We start from the raw sequence: 20,507 nt of genomic DNA, 5'->3' as shown, positions 1-20,507 counted from the left end.
ATTATCAGTATTTTGGAGAATAAAATGACTATTAAAATCGGTATTAATGGCTTTGGCCGCATGGGTCGTCTGGCAATGCGCGCTGCGTTTAATTGGGATGATGTTGAAATTGTGCAAATTAATGATCCAGCCGGTAATGCTGAAACGTTAGCGCATTTACTTAATTTTGATTCAATTCATGGCCGCTGGCAGCACCAAGCTGATTACCTTGGTGATCAAATGATTATCGCCGATCAGTTTATCCCTTGCACTCGCAATACCGCCGTGGCAGATACCGATTGGTCAGGCTGTGATGTGGTACTTGAAGCGTCTGGTAAAATAAAAACAACCGCACTGCTACAAGCTTATTTAGACCAAGGCGTTAAACGTGTTGTCGTTACAGCGCCAGTCAAAGAAGAAGGTGTATTGAACGTGGTCATGGGGGTGAATGATAACCTGTACAACAAAGCCCTACACCCGATTGTGACAGCAGCGTCTTGTACTACCAACTGCCTTGCCCCTGTGGTTAAAGTATTAAACGAAAAAATCGGCATTAAACACGGTTCAATGACGACAATCCACAACATCACCAATACCCAAACAATTCTTGATGCGCCCCATGCTGATTTACGTCGTGCCCGCGCTTGCGGTACGTCTTTAATTCCAACCACCACAGGTTCTGCAACGGCAATTACCAATATCTTCCCTGAATTAACCGGTAAGTTAAACGGCCATGCTATTCGCGTACCTCTGGCGAATGCATCGTTAACCGATTGTGTTTTTGAAGTGGCGCGTGAAACCACCGCAGAAGAAGTGAATGGTTACTTCAAGCAAGCTGCTGAACAAGAACTGAAAGACATTTTGGGTTATGAAGAACGCCCGTTAGTCTCTGTAGATTACAAAACTGACCCTCGTTCAAGCATCATTGATGCCTTATCCACTATGGTCGTTAATGGTACCCAAGTGAAAATATATGCTTGGTACGACAATGAGTGGGGTTATGCAAATCGCGCCGCTGAATTGGCTCGCATGGTAGGTCGCTCAGACAAATGATAAAAGCGTTAGCGGGTATTTCGCCACAAATAAAACAGTATCTCATCATTACCGGTAACTATTGGGCGTTCACTTTAACGGATGGCGCGTTACGCATGTTGGTGGTGCTGTATTTCCACCAGCTGGGTTATAGCCCGATTAATATCGCGATGTTGTTTGTGTTTTACGAAGTGTTCGGTGTCATCACTAATTTGATCGGTGGCTGGTTAGGCGCTCGTTTAGGGCTAAATAAAACCATGAACATTGGCTTGGCGATGCAAATTATTGCCTTGATGATGTTAACCGTACCCGCTGACATGTTGACTGTCGTTTATGTGATGATAGCCCAAGCCTTGTCCGGTATTGCCAAAGACTTGAATAAAATGAGCGCCAAAAGTGCCATTAAGCTGCTGGTACCAAAAGGTAATGACACAGCTAATGACAATAAACTCTACCACTGGGTTGCGGTCTTAACGGGTTCTAAAAATGCTTTAAAAGGTGTCGGCTTTTTCTTAGGCGGTGTACTACTCACGACCTTTGGTTTTAAAGACGCTATTCTGCTGATGGCTGTCATCTTATTATTCGTTTGGCTCTGGAGCCTGTTCAGTTTAAAGACCGAGCTCGGCAAAGCTAAAAACAAACCTAAGTTTACCGAGATATTTTCTAAAAGTAGTTCGATAAACTTGCTCTCTGCAGCGCGGTTATTTTTATTCGGTGCCCGTGATGTCTGGTTTGTCGTTGCCCTGCCGGTATTCTTAGCGACGACCTTTAATTGGGACCATTGGTGGGTTGGCGGCTTTATGGCAAGCTGGGTTATCGGCTATGGCATGGTGCAATCAATCGCGCCTCGTTTTACAGGTAAAAACCCCTCGCCACGTTCAGCAGCATCTTGGGCCAGTTACCTCGCTGTTATTCCTGTATTGATTGCCATCGCACTGCATTATCAATTCTATGTGCAGTTTTCGATTATCGTTGGTTTACTGATTTTCGGTGCTTTGTTTGCCATTAATTCTTCGTTACACAGCTATTTGATTGTCAATTTAGCTGACAGTGATGGCGTGTCGATGGATGTTGGTTTTTACTATATGGCTAACGCGATGGGCCGATTAATTGGTACGGTATTATCTGGCTGGATATTTCAAGTTTATGGTTTAGAAATGTGCTTATGGATCTCGGCGCTATTTATCGCTATTTCAGCTTTAATTGCATTGAAGCTAAAAGACGTATCGCCACATTAATTGAATGACTGCTGGATTGAATGAATGACTGACTGACTGACGAAATGAACAACTTGGTAATAGTTGACGCTGCTGCCAAGTTTTCTTACTCCTAACTGGTTAATTCACAACAAAATAACGTCATGTCACATAATACAGTCCACAAACTTGAAGTTACCTATAAATAGTTAATAATCCACGCGTTAAGACTTGTATGCGCGATCTGCACATACACAGCCCTACACCCTACCTACCAAATCTATTAATCCAGGACGGAGTAATAACAGCCATGATTATCTTTTTTATCTGCATCACACTATTAATATTAGGGTATAAATTTTATAGCCCCTTTGTTGAGAAACAAGCTGGTATCGACCCTACCGCTAAAACTCCACAAGTAAGGTTTGAAGAAGGTGTCGATTACGTCGCAATCCACCCTGTTAAAGCTTTTCTTATTCAGTTTTTAAATATTGCCGGTGTTGGTCCCATTTTCGGCCCTATTCTAGGCGCACTTTATGGTCCAATCGCCCTTGTTTGGATCGTATTAGGTAATATCTTAGGTGGCGCAGTACACGATTACTTCTCTGGGGTTATGAGTATTAAAGAAGACGGTAAAAGTTTACCTGAAATCGCCGGACACTATTACAACGTATTCTTTAAAGCAGTCATGCTGGTATTTACTGCCATGCTACTGTTTTTTGTCGGTGTGGTATTCATCATGAGCCCTGCCGGTCTATTAAGTAACTTAAGTTATTTTGAAGGCACGTTCCTGGCTGGGAATACATTCTGGGTATTAGTGATTTTGGGTTACTACCTACTCGCAACCTTGCTACCAATTGATAAAATCATCACTAAATTTTATCCTATCTTTGGTTTATTAATGATTGTGATGACGTCTCTTATCGCCATTTCATTGCTTTTCAATGCACCACATTTACCTGTTGCAGGTGACTTCCTTGGTTATTTTAACGCGGATCATTACAGCCATGATTTCTTAGAACCGAATGCTGATGGTTTACCTGTATGGCCATTATTGTTCATGACGATTACCTGTGGCGCGATCAGTGGTTTCCATTCGACTCAAGCACCCATTATTGCCCGTTGTCTAACCAATGAAAAATACGTGCGTCCGGTTTATTATGGCGCGATGATGTGTGAAGGTATTGTTGGTTGTGTATGGGCATTAGCCGGTATTGCAGCATTTCCTGAAGGTTATTCAGAGCTTAAAGTATTGCTTGATCAAGGCGGTCCAGGTTTAGTGGTTAACCATGTGGCGAACAGTTATCTTGGTGCACTTGGTGGCATTATGGCCATTATTGCGGTGGCAGTATTCCCTATTACCTCGGGTGATACCGCTTTCCGCTCATTACGTTTAACGTTAGTTGATGCGTTCAATATCCCGCAAAACTTACGTAATCGTCTATTACTTGCAGTGCCAATTTTGACCATTGCTTATTTCATGACGAAGTTAGACTTCTCATTAATCTGGCGTTATTTCGCGTTTTCAAACATGCTGCTTTCTACCAGTGTTTTGTGGCTAGCGACGAAGTTCTTATTTGATCGCGGCACCTTCCATTGGATCGTGAGTTTACCAGCGGTAATTGGTACCAGTGTGACGGCGTCTTATATTATGACGGCTGGTATTGGTTTTAGTCTACCAAGTGAATATGGCAAGCCAATTGGGGCTGTGGTTGGTGTTATCTCGCTTATATTATTAATCATCTCTCACAACAAACGCCCTGCAGTTGCAGTGTCATCGTAATGTTTAATCAGTAATAAGTAATAAGTAATAAGTAATAAGTAATAAAAAAAGCAGTACTCACTGAGTACTGCTTTTTTATTGTCTTAAGAATATAGTTTTAAGGATGTTGTTTGATGTAATTAGGCTGGACGACGCTTTCAACGTATAAGGTTAATGCGGCTAGCTCTTTTGAATCCCAAGCAAAGATATCTGATTGCATTGGTTTTAACATACAAAATTGCACCATCTGTTCTGCTGTTATAGAGGTGAGACCGGTTTGATCTTCAACCATCGCGACCTGATGGGGATAAGGTTGTTTAAAGGTCGCGTTTAATGCAGCGCCGCCAGTATGACAAGTCTCGCACGCAAGGCCACTTTGTCCAATACTAGGGTCTTTCCATAATTGTTCACCATAGCTTAATAGCCCTTCCTGACTACCGCTATAAACCGGATCACTCGCTTGTCTCACAACACTGTTCAATTGCTCATCGTTACAGGCTGTTAAACTAAACACAGCGACGATCGCTAATAATATTATTCTCATAAAGCATTATTCCCTCAATTAGACTCACCTTTAAAGATAGGTGAAGTTAACCATATCGGGATGATAATACCATCATAACTAAAAACAATTAGGCAGCGGCGCCGTGTACAACCTGAAAATGCTCAAGGACTAGCATCATATCTTCGTTAGCGTCGATCTCCGCAGTCTGACACTCCTTGGAAAAAAAATCCCAATGCGCAACGCGCCACCAATCTAGCGTGCGGTCGCCCTCGCCTTCCGAACAGGCAAATTCAGCGGTAACATCGACATACTTACATTCACTCACCGCGGTGATCTCAACAATCGATGTCGGTTCACCACTCCAATTCGTGACCACGAGCAAATGTCCTGCTGTTGGCATAGGTTCCGCGCCCGATTCGTACCAATACTTCATACTGCAAGTCGCGGTTTTAATCCCTTTACTGATTAAATCAGCACAGCGGTTAGCATTCACTTCATCATTACAAAAATAGTCGGCACTGAATGAGTTGTAACGTTGACGGTCACTCTCTGTCAGCGTAGCTAAATATTCATTCAAATATTGTTGAGTTCTCTGTTCCATTCTCACTCCAAAACACAATATTTCATTTATTATCAATATCTTAAATCTTGTGTTTTTAATCTTAACGCTAGTAAACATTAACCTCGAGTATATTAACCTTCATATTCGGGCACAAGTACCGAGATCAAAGTTATGGTAATTTATTTTCAATATATTGATGTGATAAATGTATTAAACCTAATTGTATATTCTAAAATATAACTCTATCTTCAATCTATCCCCTAAGATTTGAGTTAACGACATGATTATTGATTTTGGTTTGAAGAGTTTAGTAGTTGCAAACAGATACCTGCGCCTTGGTAATACCATCCAGCTGCCAAAATCACTTGCAACAGTCACCACCGTCAATCGTGACGAAGAAGTTGAACCGACATCAGTAGGTATGACGCAAGAGGGAGTCGATGCTATTTGGGCTACCGTTGAAGAACTCTATAAAACCGGAACTCACCCTGCTATTTCGCTGTGTTTTCGTCGTCAAGGTAAAATTATTATTAGCCGTGCTATTGGTTATGCCAACGGCCATAAGCCCAATCAAAAAGCAGACTCTGACGCCAGGTTGATGCAACCTGAAACGCCTATTTGTTACTTTTCTGGCTCAAAAGCGGTGACGGCATTTTTAATTCATTTACTCCATGAAGACAAATTGATTGATTTACACGATCCTGTCAGCCTGCACCTGCCTGAGTTTGGCCAATGTGGTAAACAAGACATTAGTATTCACCAAGTATTATCACATCGTAGCGGTATGCCCAAGATGCCGAGTACATTAGGTATTAATGAGCTGACTAACAATGACGAGATATGGCAGCAACTTTGCACACAACAAATACCCGCCACACAAACAGGAAAACTTGCCTATCATGCGCTGAGCAGCGGCTATATTTTAGAACGTCTTATTGAGCAAGTATCGGGCATGAGCATACAAGCCTTCCTCGACTTAAGAATTCGTCAACCGATGAAGATGAAATACTTTAGTTATGGATTAGGTGATGAGCAACGTACCGACCTCGCGGATAATTACGCCACAGGGTTAAAAGCCATGTACCCCATTTCGTACTTTATTAAACGTGCACTCGGCGATACATTTGAGCAAGTGGCTGAAATTAGTAATACCCCACTGTTCCAGCAAGCCGTTATCCCTTCTGCTAATTTAATGGGCACTGCAGAAGAAATTGGCCGTTTTTATCAAATGCTGTTAAATAATGGTGTTTGGGAAGGTAAACAAATATGCCAACCACTGACGGTCAGAAAGCTAATACGTGAAGAGGGTTCATTCGAATTTGACCGTACATTAATGGCGCCTATGCGATACAGCGCGGGACTCATGTTAGGTGCAGATCCCGTAGGTTTGTGGGGACTACATAGCGGCAAAGCATTTGGCCATATCGGCTTAATCAATAAATTATTATGGGCCGATCCAGACCGCGATATTTCCGTGTCATTAGTCAATACAGGGCTGCCGTTTGTCGCTAATCACGTGCCTTCATTGCTCGATTTCATGCACAGTATTAACAAGCATTGCTCACGTTAACGCGCACGCTATTTATAGCTACAAGCAATAAATAGCGTGAGCAATAAGCCGTCAGGTCTATGCTTGCGACTTATTGCGCTAATTCGGCGATACGTTCACTGGCCCAGCTTTCAAACTTCCAGTTTTTGATAAACGCACAATGCCCGCCTTGCGCCTGTAAATCAATGCTTAACCATTCAGATTGGTGTAAGTGGTTGAGGTGACGAGCGGGGATCATTGGATCATCTTCAGAAGTAATGATTGTCGTTGGTATTGCCAATTGGCTTAAGCCGTCATCCACCACTGAGTAAGCTTCAAAGTATTCATCACGACTGTTAAAGTGAGTATAGCGGTCGACAAAAAACAAGTTCATGTCATCGAGCGTTTTTAGGGTTTTCAATGCTTTGCCATAACCTAATTGCGGATGATAGCGCAGTTTTTTGATTAACGAGCGTTTCCACTTCGCGACAAAATATTGTTCATATAATGGAAAACCCGCACTTAATTCTGCCATTGTGGTTGGCGGGTGTAATACCGGACAAACCGCAATTGCTTGATGTAAGTCGATACCTGCAACTTTGGCGATATTCGCCACTCGCAGACAAAAGTTACCACCGAGTGAATAACCACATAACAGATTATGCTGACCACCAAATTGGACGCAAAGGTATTTAACCGCTTCGGCGATTTCTTCTAGGCGTGATGAATTAAACAGTTCCGCGTTTAAATGATGGGTATCACCATGATCACGAAAGTTAAGGCGAAATACATCATACCCCGCTTCCAGTAATTTTTGGCCACTGGATAATACATACAGCGAATCAGCACAGCCTTCCCAACCATGGAGGATAACAGCAAGCCCTTTCGATGGCGTTGTGGTGTTATTTCGGCTTAGAAACCCTTCTAACCGAACCCCTTGTGGCGTGGTGATAATATGCTGTTTCGCTAGACACAATAATTGGTTAGCACGGCGTTTCTCGAAGTATTTTCGTGGGCCAGAACTAGACAGCATGGATTGCAGGTGGTTATTACTCAGACCTAACGCCGGTTTAAATTTAGTCATGTTTTTCGCTTTTACACCCTTAACCCAAAATGAAGCCCCCACTGTACAGCATTATTCGCTGTAGGTTATGTGCATATATCCCACGGTGACCAAGATGAGTGTATGAATATAAATACAATCAGTTATAATTAAATTTATAAACATTACAGGTTGTAGTGTGCATTCACTAAGAAAAGGATATTTCATGCGTAAATTATTCGTCGGTCTTGGCTTATTACTCGTCAGTACCTTCAGTCAAGCCGCAGAACTCGATTGGCAAGCTGTTGAAGCAAAAGCCAAAGGACAAACGGTCTATTTTTATGCATGGGGTGGTAGTCCTGAAATTAATAACTATTTACGCTGGGCCGATAAACGCCTAAACAGTGAATACGGAGTGCGCATAAAACACGTTAAAGTCGGTGACATTGCCGAAGCCATTACCCGTTTAGCAGCAGAAAAAACCGCAAAAAAGAACAGTAACGGCAGTGTTGATATGGTTTGGGTTAACGGTGAAAACTTCAAATCAATGAAACGTTATGACCTGATCACGGATTCATTCGCAACGCAATTACCAAATTGGCAATATGTGGATAAGACCTTGCCAGTTGATAACGATTTTTCTGAACCAACCTTAGGCTTAGAAGCACCTTGGGGTGTCGGCCAACTGGTGTTTATTTACGATACCCAAACACTCAGTAATCCACCAGCAAGCTTCAACGATCTACTCGCTTACGCGGTTAAGCACCCAAATAAACTCAGCTATCCAAAACCACCGTCATTCCATGGCACGAGCTTTCTTAAAGCAGCCTTATTAGAATTAGCCAGCAACAACGCGCCATTATACCAACCGGTAGATACTCAGACGTTTACGACTATATCAGCGCCATTATGGGATTATCTCGACAAGTTCCATGCAGTCGCTTGGCGTCAAGGCAAGCAATTCCCTGCCAGTGCATCTGAAACAATTCAGCTATTAGATGATGGTGAACTCGATATTGCTATTTCGTTTAACCCTAACGAAGCGACGACATCACAGCAAAGCGGTAAGCTTAGCGAAACGACGGTGGCTTATGCGATGGCAGCAGGGGCACTCTCAAACATTCATTTCCTGTCGATACCTTGGAATGCCAGTGCCAAAGAAGGCGCATTAGTGGCGATTAACTTTTTGTTAAGCCCTGAAGCCCAGTCACGCAAAGGCGATTTAGCTATTTGGGGTGATCCGACGGTATTATCAGCGTCACACATCACCGGTTCAGCTAAAAACACCAAGCTGTTTAAATCAATTCCAGAACCACATCCAAGCTGGCAAACTGCGCTTGAAGCGGAATGGCAAAAACGCTACGGGCACTAATTGAACGCTATATTCACCACATTAAAAAAACAGTCAGCCACCGCATTCACTTTTAATTTGGTCGTGTTACTGACTGTTATTATTAGTTTTTTGCCGCTATTACCAGGGCTAATTGGCTTGCTACTCGCTGCATTTGGCTATATTCCAGCTATCGATCAATACGCGCTATCCCTTGATGGATTTACGCAATTGCTGGCTTGGCCAGGGTTATCACAATCCGTTGTGCTGACGTTATTTGTCAGTGTCGCCAGTACCTTACTATCCGCGTTATGCTGCTTTGCAATTCTACAATCCTGCTGGCATAGCCGTTGGTGGAAGCAAATAGAAACCTTACTCGCACCGATTATGGCGCTGCCACATGTGGCTTTTGCGGTCGGCTTTGCGTTTTTGTTTACCCCCAGTGGCTTTATCGCGCGGCTATTGGGCGAGCAAATCAATTGGCAACTGGTACATGACCAATATGGACTCGGCCTTATTGCGGCGCTAACGCTTAAAGAAATACCGTTTTTGTTGTTCATGAGTATTCCACTGCTGAAACAATTAAATATAAATACCACGCTTATCACCGCGCAAAGTCTGGGTTACAACAACGCCCAGGCATGGCAAAAAATAATCCTGCCACAATGGTTACCGAAGATCCGTTTCTCATTATTCGCCGTCATGGCATACAGCATTTCCGTTGTTGATGTCGCCTTGATCATCGGGCCAACTCAGCCGCCGACGCTCTCGGTATTGGTTTGGCAGTGGTTGAATGATGCCGACCTTGCCACATTACCCAAAGCCTCGGCAGGGGCGTTATTACTGCTGCTGTTATGTTTGCTGGTATTACTGGGAATACGCTTAACTGAATGGATAATGACGGTAAAATGTCGAACTTGGCAGTCAAGTGGACGTTTTTCGCTGCCGATTGGTGGTAAGAGTATTATTACCATCACTTACCTCATCACGCTGACGACATTGCCAATGTTGCTGTTGTGGTCGGTGGCTCAACGCTGGCGATTTCCTGATATTACGCCGTCGACCTGGTCGCTCCGTTTTTGGCAACAAGAATGGTATTACTTATTAGACATCATCACCAATAGCATCATGATTGCGTTAGTTAGCGCCACAATCGCCTTGTTTTTTGCCATTGTGATACACGAGCACAGTATCAAGGCCAGTCTAAATAAGGGTAAATTTAAAGTACCCAGATTACTGATTTCAATCCCGATGCTTGCACCGCAGTTATCGTTATTGTTTGGCATGCAGGTGGCGACCTTGTATATCGCCCATCAACATTATTACCTTTGGGTCACATGGGCGCATACGTTCTTTGTATTCCCCTATGTATTTCTTGCCCTCGATGGCCCTTGGCGCAGTTATGATCAGCGCTTAGATAAAGTCGGCGCCAGTCTAGGCATGTCGCCTTTCAAAGTATGGTGGCAGATAAAACGCCCGTTATTACTGCCCGCGATCTGGATCGCGTGGGCCGTGGGTATTAGCGTGAGTCTGGCGCAATATTTACCGACACTAATGCTAGGCGCAGGGCGGATATCAACACTGACAACAGAAGCGGTCGCACTCTCGAGCGGACAAGATCGCCGTATCAGCGCCATCTATGCGTTGCTGCAATCAATAACGCCATTTGTATTTTATATTATCGCCATCGTTGCCAGCCGTAAAACCGGCTCTCTCGAACAGCAACGCGCTAATTCGGCTTCATTAACATCAACCAATAGAGTAACAACACACAATGTCTCTATCAGTAAATAATCTCAGTATTCTTGATAGTGCTCAACAGCCTTTGTTTGCGCCTATCACTTTCACAGTTTCACCCGGTGAAATATTAACGTTAATGGGGCCCAGCGGCTGTGGCAAGTCCAGTTTGTTAAGCGCCGTTGCCGGGCATAAATCGGCTGACTTTAGCTATCAGGGTGAATGCTATTATCAACAACGATTATTAAATGCCCTGCCTGCAGAAAAACGTAATATCGGCATCTTGTTTCAAGATGATTTATTATTTCCGCATTTAAATATCTGGGAAAACTTAGCTATCGCCCTACCCAACCACATTAAAAAAGCGCAACGAAAAATACAGGCATTGAAAACACTGACCGAGCTCAACTTAGTCGAGCTTGCAGATAAGTCACCCATGCAAATATCGGGCGGTCAACGTGCGCGTATTAGTATGATGCGGTTGTTACTGGCAGAGCCTGCCGTGGTATTGCTGGATGAACCCTTTAGCAAGTTAGATAAATCATTACGTAGTGAATTTAGAAACTGGGTATTTTCCCAAACACGCAGCAGACAATTACCCGTGTTAATGGTGACGCACGACGTTGACGATGTCCCTGTGGGGAGCAAATGCCTACACTGGCCATGGAATAAGGAAACTCTAGATGCTTGACCGTTATGCGATAAAAATTATCCGCTGGCCGATTAATATCACTGCAAAATTAGTGCATAAGACTGGCATGAAAGCCGACCAAGTGACCCTGTTGGGTTTTGTGCTTGGATTAATGTGCTTTCCTGCATTGGCATTGCAAGAATACAATATCGCGTTAGGCTTCATCGCTTTAAACCGCATACTTGACGCGGTAGATGGTGCAGTAGCCAGAATACAAGGCATCACTGACAGTGGTGGGTTCTTAGATATTACCTTAGATTTTTTGTTTTATTCGCTAGTACCGTTTGGCTTTGTAGTGGCAGACCCGAGCGCCAATGCTGTGGCAGGCGCATTCTTGATTTTTGCGTTTATTGGCACCGGCACTAGTTTTTTAGCCTTTGCGATCATGGCGAGTAAACAAAACATTGAAAATCCGGTGTATAAGAATAAATCGCTCTACTATATCGGTGGACTAACGGAAGGCACTGAAACAATATCCTGCTTTATCTTATTATGCTTGTTTCCACAGTACTTCTCGCAAATTGCATATGGTTTTGCAGCCTTGTGCTGGATCACCACAGCAAGCCGCATTTGGGCCGGTTATCACACCTTAAAGACCGTTAACAGTGAACATCCGTAGAAAAAACACTTTACGATACTCATAGGGGATTGCTTAGCTGCTTTCCCCAATGATTTAACGTTCTTTGTAAGTCTTTTAATTGATATGGTTTATTAACAATATCATCCATGCCACAGGCTAAACATTCATCACGTTCGGTATTTGTGGTACCCGCGGTCAATGCAATAATGGGTTTATCATAGCCCTGTTGACGTAATATGCGCGTTGCTTCAAACCCGTCCATGATTGGCATCCGGCAATCCATTAAAATAATATCGACATGATGGTGTTCCAGATAGCTAAGTGCTTCCTTGCCATTATTTTTGATATCACAATTCAGCCCTAACTTTTTCAACATCATCTCAATAACGACTTGATTCATTTTGATGTCTTCAACGATAAGTAACTTTAATTGATGAATAGGATAATCAATCTCGTCCTGCTCTTCCGTCGTTTTAATATTTTCAGCCGGAATAGCCAAAGGCAGACAGACTTTGAATTCCGAGCCTTTATCCAACTCACTCGTGAGGATCAATTCGCCCTGCATTTCTTTAATCAAATGCAAACAAATAGACAGGCCTAACCCCGTACCTTCATGTTTTCGATTACTGGAATTATCAACCTGTACAAAGGGTTCGAACAGATTACTTTGTTTGTCCGCTGGAATACCACAACCAGTATCGACGATATTAAATACCAGTTGTTCGTTTTCCCATAAGAAATAGACCGAGACTTTTCCGTCACTGGTAAATTTCAATGCATTACCAATCAAGTTAACTAAAATTTGTTTTATGCGCTCGGCATCACCGAGTAATTCTGTTGGGATCTGCTCGGAAAATATAAGTTCAAACTGTAACCCTTGCTCTTCAGCGCGAATCGAAAAAATATCCTCGATAACACGGCTAACACTGACAACGTCAAAAGGTTTAATGATGAGTTCCAGCATGCCTGCGCTCATTTTACTAAAATCTAACAAATCATTAATAATGACACGTAATAACTCGCCTGATTGATGAATTGTCGTAAGTAGTCTGGCTTGTTGTTTATTGATCTTGGTGTCTGACATTAAGTCTGCAGAACCAAGTAAGCCATTTAATGGCGTCCGTAATTCATGATTAATCATAGCGACAAAATCACGTGTCGATTTTTCGGAGTTTTCAGCTCTGTGCATTTCCAAAATAGTACGGTCAAGCAGGTATTTTCGTTGGTAGGCAACGCTGATCATCTCTGAAAATAAGGACAATTGCTTTTCAATGGTTTGCTGCCATTGTTTTTTCGTCTCAAGAGACACCGACAACACCCCAAGTTGAGCGTCTTCACCATCAATAATGATGTGTAATTGTAGATGGTCGTCAGTCCAACGGCACGATGAAACTTGTTCGGCAGACTCATCCCATCGCGTACATATGCCCGCATTCAATACGGTCATTTCATCCACAACATTGATGGATTGAATTTTTAACTGCACCGCATTTATCGTATCAACATGGGAGAGATTATTTAACAGTCGCTGTAATAAGGTATCTGAAATTGAATTTTTAAGAAATAATTGGTTGAAATCAAGCAGAATAGAATCAAGATAAGTTTTCAAGGTCAACAAGGCCATATCCTGTTCAGCTTGATGTTGGACGTGCACTAATGTGTCCTCAACCATTTTTTTTGCTAAAAACAGTTCATTACTTTTCTCTTCAAGCAATTGTTCGGCTGATTTTCGGCTGGCTTTTTCACGCGCCACTTTCTTCATTAATAAAACAATTTGCTGTTCTAAATCCATTTTAACTCCGTCCATCAACATTCCCATTGATAGGCTATGTGCATTACAGATAGCGTAACGTGAATCGAACTTCTGATTGGTCTTGTTTCAATGGTTCCATTTTAATGTCTACTTGTTGATTAAAATGGTGACTACATCCTTTAATTAAACCGAAGCAGACATGCGACATACAGCGGACGGAGATGTAGTCCATGACCATTTCCATTTCAGTCACGGAAATAAATTTAAATGTCGGAGGGTTAGAATCAGGATACAATTTTTTCACTTCAATGTGGATGTACTCTTCCACCTTTTCGATAAAATCAAAGGTCGACAACGCTTTACCCTCTAGTCCTGGCATACTGTTATAGAGAGTCTTAAAGACAGACTCGCCATAAACAGCTTGCAGGTCTTCAGGTGAGATCCCCGTCAGCTTACTCAATGTCATGATCAGTTTAATTAACGCTTTGTGGTCATACGTGCCAACAGTCGTATAAACACCTTCGTCACTGCTTCCATCTAGCATGTTTTGGCAAACTTCTAGACCAAACTTATCTTCCACTAGCTCTAAAAACTCAGAAAAAATTATCCCTTTCATTTCTGCTTCTCACTTATTTATAGGACTGTTTTAAATATAGTTTTAAATATAGTTTTAAATATAGTTTTAAATATAGTTTTACATATAGCTTTAAATATAGTGATGATTGTTCTAAACCGCTAATAATAAAAGTAAAGTGGTGAGCAGTAGGTGCTAAATATGAGAGATTAAATATCAGCAACTAATTTTTTTAGCAATAAAATCATCTGTTGTTGCTCTTGTGCATCTAACGCGCTTAATAAATCATGGTTAATCGCAAGCGGAATAGGTAATAATTCTTCTTTTAGCGCTCTGCCAGCATCAGTTAGATAAATACGAAAAGAGCGGCGACTGTTCGGATCATCCCGGCGCTCTACCAGTTCTAAAGCCACTAATTTATCCAGTGTCCGTGTCGTTGTTGAACTCTCAACTTTAGATTTCAAGGCTATTTCACGTTGAGTAACCCCCTCCTCTTCCCATAAGCACATTAGCGTAGGCCATAATGCTAACGACAAGCCGTGTTTTTTTAACTCAGTATCAAAATCTTTAGACGCTTTGTTGGCAACAACATTGAGTAACCAACCAAAACTATTCTGACGATCAAATTTTGTTTCCATTCTGTACCTAATATGATGATGACAGCGCAGCACTAATTATGACAGTGCAGCACTAACTATGAATACGCAACTATTGTCATGGTAACTAATACTGCGACAATAAGCACCAACAAGGCTTTTAAATTTGATGAAAAACGCAAAGAAACAGCACCACATTTAGCCTTGTAGCCCGTGATCATCGCTAACACTAACGGTTTATGACGCAGTTTATAACCAATAACAGCTGCAACATGGACAAATATAAGCGCCGGTAATACATAAAAAAGTGCATTATGGATCATATAAAAAACATCATATGACCTATCAGTTAACCAAGTTTCTGCCTGTGGTAAATTATCAGTAAAGCCAGCAATAACTAAACCTGAGATGCATTGCAAAAATAAACAAAGCAACAAACTGACGACCATCCAACCTCCAGCAGGATTGTGACCGGTAGTCTCATCGGTCTGTCCACGTAAGTACTGCATGATCACTTTTGGCGAGCGAATAAATTGTTTAAATCGACTGGTATCACTGCCAATAAAACCCCATATTATCCGCCAAGTAATCAATGTAAATAACCCTAAACCTAATTGTATATGCGGCCCCTCGCCATTATAGCCAGTGCTTATTAATCCTATAAATAATCCGGCTTGTAGCCAATGATATAAACGTGTTGGTAAATCCCAAATTTTCATTTTCATTTTAAAATCGCTCAAAAACTAAAGATGCAACAATTTACAACAAAACAGTTGCACGCGCAACAGTTGCGGTGTAAATTAAATCAAAAGTCCTCAAGGGCATACCTAAACATTCAATCAGGAGTAAACGATGTCAGTACCAACACGCGTTAATACAGTAATCACAGCATTATCACTTACCTTTAGCCTCGCTATCACGTCAGCCGCAGCATCGGAAAGCACTTTAACCGCGTCATTAATACAAGATGTAGAACAACGCCAAGCAGCCTTTTCACAAATTGAAAAGCAACAAAAACAAATTGATAAAGCACTGGGGAATTCATCAACAGATTGGTCACAGTTAGAAGTATTAAGTGCTGACCTAACCGTTAACTCAGCATCATTACAGCACTTATTCGTACAGGGGAGTCAACTCGACAGTAAAGCTAAAGATAAAGTATGGGATGACAATATACAGTTTAAAGCGGCATTAGATAAAATGAATAATAGCTTTATAAAAATGGATTCTGCGATACAGCAACAAGATAAGAACACTGCAAAAGATGCATTAAAACAAGCAAATAATACTTGTCGTAACTGTCATCGCCAATATCGTTCTCGCTGGTAATCTCGTTGCTATTATCATTATCGTAATCACTTTATCACTCAATTCGGATGTAAGCATGAAGACTAAAACATTAAAAAATATACACAAAGTAGCGGCTATACTCGCATTTTTATTAATAACCTCGTTTCTAACTAGCACCATCATTGCAGATCTTTTAGCAACTCCAGAGAAAATAGCACAAGTTAAAAATACAATATTAATGTTCATACCTATACTTATCTTAGCGATGATGGCCACAGGGCTATCAGCCAAGAAACTATACCCTAGTGCGGTGACTGGAAAATTTAAACTAAAGCAGACACGATTGAAAGTAGCCGCTATTAATGGCACGTTAATTTTATTACCTGCCGCGATAGTGTTAGCTAAATGGTCTGCACTGGGTCAATTTGATGGGCTATATTGGACAGTACAAATTCTAGAAGTCATTGCAGGAATGACGAATTTAACCATGATTGGTTTAAATATCAGGGATGGAATACGTTTAGGTGTGAAAGCAAAAAAACGTACTGTTAGTTAATATGATACTAACGAATTCAGTACGCTTTAAAGTGCGTTGTTATGGCAATAAATACGGGCTGATAAATGTCCCTACTTCGTCATGACAAACGCCAATATCTACATCAATACCTGCATCCGTTAACACCTTAATACCTTTGCCACTGTTACGCGGATCAGGATCAAGCATTGCCACAACAACACGTTTGATATTGAGTCCGGCAAGTGTATGCGCACAAGAGGGTGTACGACCAACAAACGAGCAAGGCTCTAACGTCACATAAGCGGTAATATCATTGAGAGACCCGTCATAGTGTGAAATGGCCTGAGCTTCCGCATGATGTAGACCAGGTGCTTGCGTATAACCTTCACTGACGATGGTATTATCTTTGACTAAGACACAGCCAACGGGTGGATTTGGTCGACAGTTTGGTAACGCTAATTTAGAAAGTGCTAATGCACGAAGCATAAACTGTTCATCATTCAATAAATCCAAAACTTATCCTTATCGAGTCCTTAATATTTATGATTAAGGACTCACACTTATTATCCGAATTCAGGCTTTTTAAATATGTGGGACAATTTTAGATATTTTAGACAAATAATCAAGCCCACTGGTGATCGCAATGACTTGCGCTTGAATACAGTTTTCTGCATCAACTAACGGACTATCTGGGTATACTTCCGTTGTAGTCCCATAGATGCAATCACTAAAGCCGGAACATAAGCCCAGTGCTTTTGTCGCATAATTAATCACGCCAAATTGAGCCAGTTCTTCACCAATAATACGGCCACTGTCATCTGCTGGGGCGATATGGGTCACAGCACTAACGGCATTAATAATATGTGTTTGGAATTCGGTATTCGGCTTAAGCGTATCGCCGACTAAATAAAATCCATCGGGAATATCCCAGTTATCATGCACCACGGCATCTCGCGCAGCCAGGGCAGGTCTAAATTCGCTATTATCTGTGTCTGTCGTTTCGTGTAAATCGATATGTGCAGTGATCGTCACATTAAGGTCTGCAATACATTGCATTAATGCTGCTGATTCTTCTGCAGGGCTGTTTTTAACGAAAGATCTATTTGGATCAATCGCATTTGGGTTCCAGCGATTAATCGTTTCATAACCCCAAGGACTAACACAAGGCGCAACAATAATATTAAATGCTGAACTGTACTTTAGTGCTTGGGTTTCTATAAACCGAATAGCGCCTTGGACACCACTGGTTTCATAACCGTGTACGCCGCCCGTCACTAGAATAGTCGGGTTAGCATTATTCCAATCACGTGTTTTAACGACAAATAACGGGAAACGAGCAGGATCATAAGACAAGGCACCATACTGCTCAATATCAAAATATTGCTGTAGCGGTGTTAACTTAGCCAGTACTTCTTGCTGATAAGTACGTACCACAGTTTGCTTGGCTAACCAGGCGGCTTTATCTTCCGCGGTCCATTTTTGACCTGGTGTACCAATCTCATATGCTTGTTCGTGATCCATCTTGTAACCTTCCTTAACGATAATAATGTTATATTTCTACATTATTATAATGCGCTAATAAGACATGGATTAACAAGAGAAAGTTTCACAAGGCAGGAATTTAATGAGATGATCGCCTTGCTCAACAACACAAGGCAACCTGTTATTTATCTTGGATATTGAGAGTCACAAGTAACATAATTCTGGGTGTTAAATTAAAATGCCCACCAGTTAACTGATGGGCATTACATTTATCTGATATTAAAAATAATTAATCAGTATCAGGTACGCTCAGCACGGTACTCCATGAATCTCCCGATGTAGTATCCTCAACCCCGTCTAACGTCGTAGTCCTAAAGACTATGACACTAAAATCGATACCGTTCGTTTCAACAATCGCAAGATAGTCATTAGCTATTGGAGAAACAACTTTAATAATACCGTCTTCAAGGATTGTCCAAGTTGTATCGATACTAATATCACCCGCACCCGCACCGTCGTTATAAGTAAATGTACCTGTACTGTCTTTATTGAATTGATAGGTATCAACATCTTCAGCTTGGCTTAAGGCATCACTGGTGGTCAGAGTCTTACCTTGACCAATGAAACCAGTACTGAATTTATTAAATAATTTACCCTCCTGACAAGATGCAACCGCTTGTTTAAATTCATCCCAACTAGAAGCAAGATTTTCACATGCAAGAATATCCACAGAGACATCAACATCTTTATATGTGGTAGTCCATATTTTGTTATTTTGATCAGAATACACAGCAAATTTCATTTCTTCAGTTGAGTTGTCAATCAAGCGCATGAGGTACTCAAGTGTTTCTCCATTAGCAGTAGAAAGTGTTAGATTACCATCATTATTAATTACCCACATACGGTTATGCTGTACGCCATTTTGATGCCAGGCAGCGGCGTCACCGGCATTAAAGCTATAAGTATCCGTTTTACCGTCTTGGATACGTATAATCGAATTATCCGCTAGAGCCATTTCAGGTAATCCTTCACAGACCGCGAGCAGTGCATTGAAATCATCACTAGAAGCGCCTTCCGTAAAGTTAACAATACAATCATCAAATTGACCAACAGTTGGATCGAGGGGGTCTGCATCCCTACTATCCTCAACATCATCATCATCATCATCTAGATCGGCAATATTACCAACACCATCACCATCATAATCTAACCAGTCACTTGCATCATCAGGCAAATCATCAAATGCATTGGGAACCCCATCAGCATCGTTGTCATCAGCCAAATCTGAATCAATAACGCTATCAAACACCCCTTCTATTCCAGCAAAATCTTCTTCAGCCGTGGCTTTAACAATATTTTCAATTCTATCGCTGACTACGGCCACCACCTTATTAAACGTGGTTGCAGTATTATCAGTGTCATTGGTAATAACAAGAGTAAACTCATTCTCGTCATCAGGGAGTATTTTAGAACTAACAATATTCTCTGCTACATAAGCAGTACTAGCACTGTTACTTGCGATAAAATCACTTAAAACATCCCCTTCAGGAATACCAAAGTTATTTGCAACTTTAGCAATCGCAGCTTCTTTCACCATCGCGAGTGCTTCAGGCGTTTCAGTGCCATCGGTATTTTGTTCAATCCAAATATGAACCAATGTCGACAAAGGTGTAATGTCAGCCTCTCCGGGAGGTGCTGACATAATATAATCGTTTGCGACAGGACCACGATCAACATCGACTGTTTGACCCAAAATGATTTTTGCATAAATCGCATATTGTTGTGGATTGACGATATTAGTAACATCCAATGTAGCAATACCACCAGCACCAGATAATGCCGTTGGCTCATTTAGGTCAAGTAGCTTATTACCATTAACATCTAGCCAAACTTGAGCATTTTGTAAATACCCATCAATGACTTTTACACTATAAGAAACGGGGGCGACCGCTGGCGCAGCAGAAGCAGTTACGACAGGATCATCACTTCCACCACAACCAATCAGCGTGATTGAACTAGATAGTCCGAGGGCGACGACTAATAGTTTTTTCTTCATGTTTTTATCCTTAACACTTCAATAATAAGAGTCAAATACAAACAAGAAAATGGTAAATACATACAATATTAAAAGAACATACCATCAACACATCCTAACTATACTAGTCATCGATACAGCACCTCGCACAATACATTAGCAATGCCGTGACGCCATTTACAGTGTTTAATGTTACATCAAGGTTAATATCAAAGTTAATACAATGTGATCTTCGTTAAATTTGTTATATTTAACAACATCAAATTTGGCGGGGATAAAATACAGAAGTCAATGTTAAATAGGTTAAAAAAAACTT

20 protein-coding genes are annotated in these 20,507 nt (G+C 41.5%); 10 read left to right on the top strand and 10 right to left on the bottom strand.

Going from position 1 to position 20,507, the window contains the following annotated elements; translation table 11 throughout:
* Nucleotides 1-24 precede the first annotated feature (24 nt).
* The 3 genes from A923_RS0104945 to A923_RS0104935 all read left to right on the top strand — a co-directional run bounded on the left by A923_RS0104945 (nt 25) and on the right by A923_RS0104935 (nt 3,990).
* Nucleotides 25-1,032: an ArsJ-associated glyceraldehyde-3-phosphate dehydrogenase gene (locus tag A923_RS0104945; protein ID WP_017220550.1), complete on the top strand. Its 1,008-nt coding sequence runs from the start codon at nt 25-27 to the stop codon at nt 1,030-1,032.
* Nucleotides 1,029-2,249, top strand: a complete 1,221-nt coding sequence (gene arsJ, locus A923_RS0104940) for an organoarsenical effux MFS transporter ArsJ (protein WP_017220549.1) — start codon at nt 1,029-1,031, stop codon at nt 2,247-2,249. Before A923_RS0104945 ends, arsJ begins: the two co-directional genes overlap by 4 nt.
* Nucleotides 2,250-2,517: 268 nt before the next feature.
* Nucleotides 2,518-3,990: a carbon starvation CstA family protein gene (locus A923_RS0104935; protein ID WP_017220548.1), complete on the top strand. Its 1,473-nt coding sequence runs from the start codon at nt 2,518-2,520 to the stop codon at nt 3,988-3,990.
* Nucleotides 3,991-4,087: 97 nt separating this feature from the next.
* On the opposite strand, the gene A923_RS0104930 is transcribed toward A923_RS0104935, so the two are convergent.
* Together A923_RS0104930 and A923_RS0104925 are read right to left on the bottom strand one after the other, a co-directional pair.
* Nucleotides 4,088-4,513, bottom strand: coding sequence for a hypothetical protein (locus tag A923_RS0104930; RefSeq protein ID WP_017220547.1), 426 nt, complete (start codon nt 4,511-4,513; stop codon nt 4,088-4,090).
* An 88-nt stretch (nt 4,514-4,601) separates the two neighbouring features.
* The gene (locus A923_RS0104925; protein ID WP_017220546.1) at nt 4,602-5,075 is read right to left on the bottom strand and encodes an ASCH domain-containing protein; all 474 of its coding nucleotides are present in this window, start codon (nt 5,073-5,075) and stop codon (nt 4,602-4,604) included.
* A 241-nt stretch (nt 5,076-5,316) separates the two neighbouring features.
* On the opposite strand from A923_RS0104925, the gene A923_RS0104920 reads away from it, so the two are divergent.
* Nucleotides 5,317-6,606, top strand: a complete 1,290-nt coding sequence (locus A923_RS0104920) for a serine hydrolase domain-containing protein (protein WP_017220545.1) — start codon at nt 5,317-5,319, stop codon at nt 6,604-6,606.
* A 70-nt stretch (nt 6,607-6,676) separates the two neighbouring features.
* Here the strand turns inward: A923_RS0104920 and A923_RS0104915 are convergent, their stop codons facing one another.
* Complete coding sequence (locus A923_RS0104915; protein ID WP_017220544.1) at nt 6,677-7,648, bottom strand: YheT family hydrolase; 972 nt, start codon at nt 7,646-7,648, stop codon at nt 6,677-6,679.
* 184 nt (nt 7,649-7,832) lie between these two features.
* Here A923_RS0104915 and A923_RS0104910 point away from each other — a divergent pair, with 184 nt between their 5' ends.
* Genes A923_RS0104910 through A923_RS0104895 form a run of 4 tightly spaced genes read left to right on the top strand, consistent with a single transcriptional unit; the run spans nt 7,833 to nt 11,983 of the window.
* Entirely contained in the window at nt 7,833-8,978 is a 1,146-nt protein-coding gene (locus A923_RS0104910) for an ABC transporter substrate-binding protein (RefSeq protein WP_017220543.1), read from the top strand.
* On the top strand, nt 8,979-10,730 hold the full coding sequence (locus A923_RS0104905) for an ABC transporter permease (protein WP_017220542.1): 1,752 nt from the start codon (nt 8,979-8,981) through the stop codon (nt 10,728-10,730).
* Nucleotides 10,711-11,364: an ATP-binding cassette domain-containing protein gene (locus tag A923_RS0104900; RefSeq protein ID WP_017220541.1), complete on the top strand. Its 654-nt coding sequence runs from the start codon at nt 10,711-10,713 to the stop codon at nt 11,362-11,364. The genes A923_RS0104905 and A923_RS0104900 overlap by 20 nt, the downstream gene beginning before the upstream one ends.
* Nucleotides 11,357-11,983 (top strand): CDP-alcohol phosphatidyltransferase family protein, encoded by a 627-nt coding sequence (locus A923_RS0104895; protein WP_017220540.1) that lies wholly within the window; start codon nt 11,357-11,359, stop codon nt 11,981-11,983. The genes A923_RS0104900 and A923_RS0104895 overlap by 8 nt, the downstream gene beginning before the upstream one ends.
* Before the next feature lie 19 nt (nt 11,984-12,002).
* Here the strand turns inward: A923_RS0104895 and A923_RS0104890 are convergent, their stop codons facing one another.
* The 4 genes from A923_RS0104890 to A923_RS0104875 form a co-directional block, all read right to left on the bottom strand.
* Entirely contained in the window at nt 12,003-13,751 is a 1,749-nt protein-coding gene (locus A923_RS0104890) for an ATP-binding protein (protein WP_237716176.1), read from the bottom strand.
* A 28-nt stretch (nt 13,752-13,779) separates the two neighbouring features.
* Complete coding sequence (locus tag A923_RS0104885; protein ID WP_017220538.1) at nt 13,780-14,313, bottom strand: heme NO-binding domain-containing protein; 534 nt, start codon at nt 14,311-14,313, stop codon at nt 13,780-13,782.
* 167 nt (nt 14,314-14,480) lie between these two features.
* Complete coding sequence (locus tag A923_RS0104880; protein ID WP_017220537.1) at nt 14,481-14,909, bottom strand: MarR family winged helix-turn-helix transcriptional regulator; 429 nt, start codon at nt 14,907-14,909, stop codon at nt 14,481-14,483.
* Between the two features lie 56 nt (nt 14,910-14,965).
* The gene (locus A923_RS0104875; protein WP_017220536.1) at nt 14,966-15,592 is read right to left on the bottom strand and encodes a cytochrome b/b6 domain-containing protein; all 627 of its coding nucleotides are present in this window, start codon (nt 15,590-15,592) and stop codon (nt 14,966-14,968) included.
* 127 nt (nt 15,593-15,719) lie between these two features.
* Between A923_RS0104875 and A923_RS0104870 the strand changes: the two genes are divergently transcribed.
* Both A923_RS0104870 and A923_RS0104865 read left to right on the top strand, forming a co-directional pair.
* Nucleotides 15,720-16,196, top strand: coding sequence for a c-type cytochrome (locus tag A923_RS0104870; protein WP_017220535.1), 477 nt, complete (start codon nt 15,720-15,722; stop codon nt 16,194-16,196).
* A 55-nt stretch (nt 16,197-16,251) separates the two neighbouring features.
* Nucleotides 16,252-16,713, top strand: a complete 462-nt coding sequence (locus A923_RS0104865; RefSeq protein WP_017220534.1) for a hypothetical protein — start codon at nt 16,252-16,254, stop codon at nt 16,711-16,713.
* Between the two features lie 39 nt (nt 16,714-16,752).
* Here A923_RS0104865 and A923_RS0104860 read toward each other — a convergent pair whose 3' ends face one another.
* The 3 genes from A923_RS0104860 to A923_RS0104850 form a co-directional block, all read right to left on the bottom strand.
* Nucleotides 16,753-17,187 (bottom strand): bifunctional diaminohydroxyphosphoribosylaminopyrimidine deaminase/5-amino-6-(5-phosphoribosylamino)uracil reductase RibD, encoded by a 435-nt coding sequence (locus A923_RS0104860; RefSeq protein ID WP_017220533.1) that lies wholly within the window; start codon nt 17,185-17,187, stop codon nt 16,753-16,755.
* Nucleotides 17,188-17,256: 69 nt separating this feature from the next.
* Complete coding sequence (locus A923_RS0104855) at nt 17,257-18,195, bottom strand: M14 family metallopeptidase (RefSeq protein WP_017220532.1); 939 nt, start codon at nt 18,193-18,195, stop codon at nt 17,257-17,259.
* Nucleotides 18,196-18,445: 250 nt separating this feature from the next.
* Nucleotides 18,446-20,212 (bottom strand): hypothetical protein, encoded by a 1,767-nt coding sequence (locus tag A923_RS0104850; protein ID WP_017220531.1) that lies wholly within the window; start codon nt 20,210-20,212, stop codon nt 18,446-18,448.
* Nucleotides 20,213-20,507: the final 295 nt, after the last annotated feature.

Origin of the sequence: Moritella dasanensis ArB 0140, assembly GCF_000276805.1 — a bacterium.
GTDB classification, from domain to species: Bacteria; Pseudomonadota; Gammaproteobacteria; order Enterobacterales; family Moritellaceae; genus Moritella; species Moritella dasanensis.
This window is presented reverse-complemented; position numbering and strand designations above follow the sequence as displayed.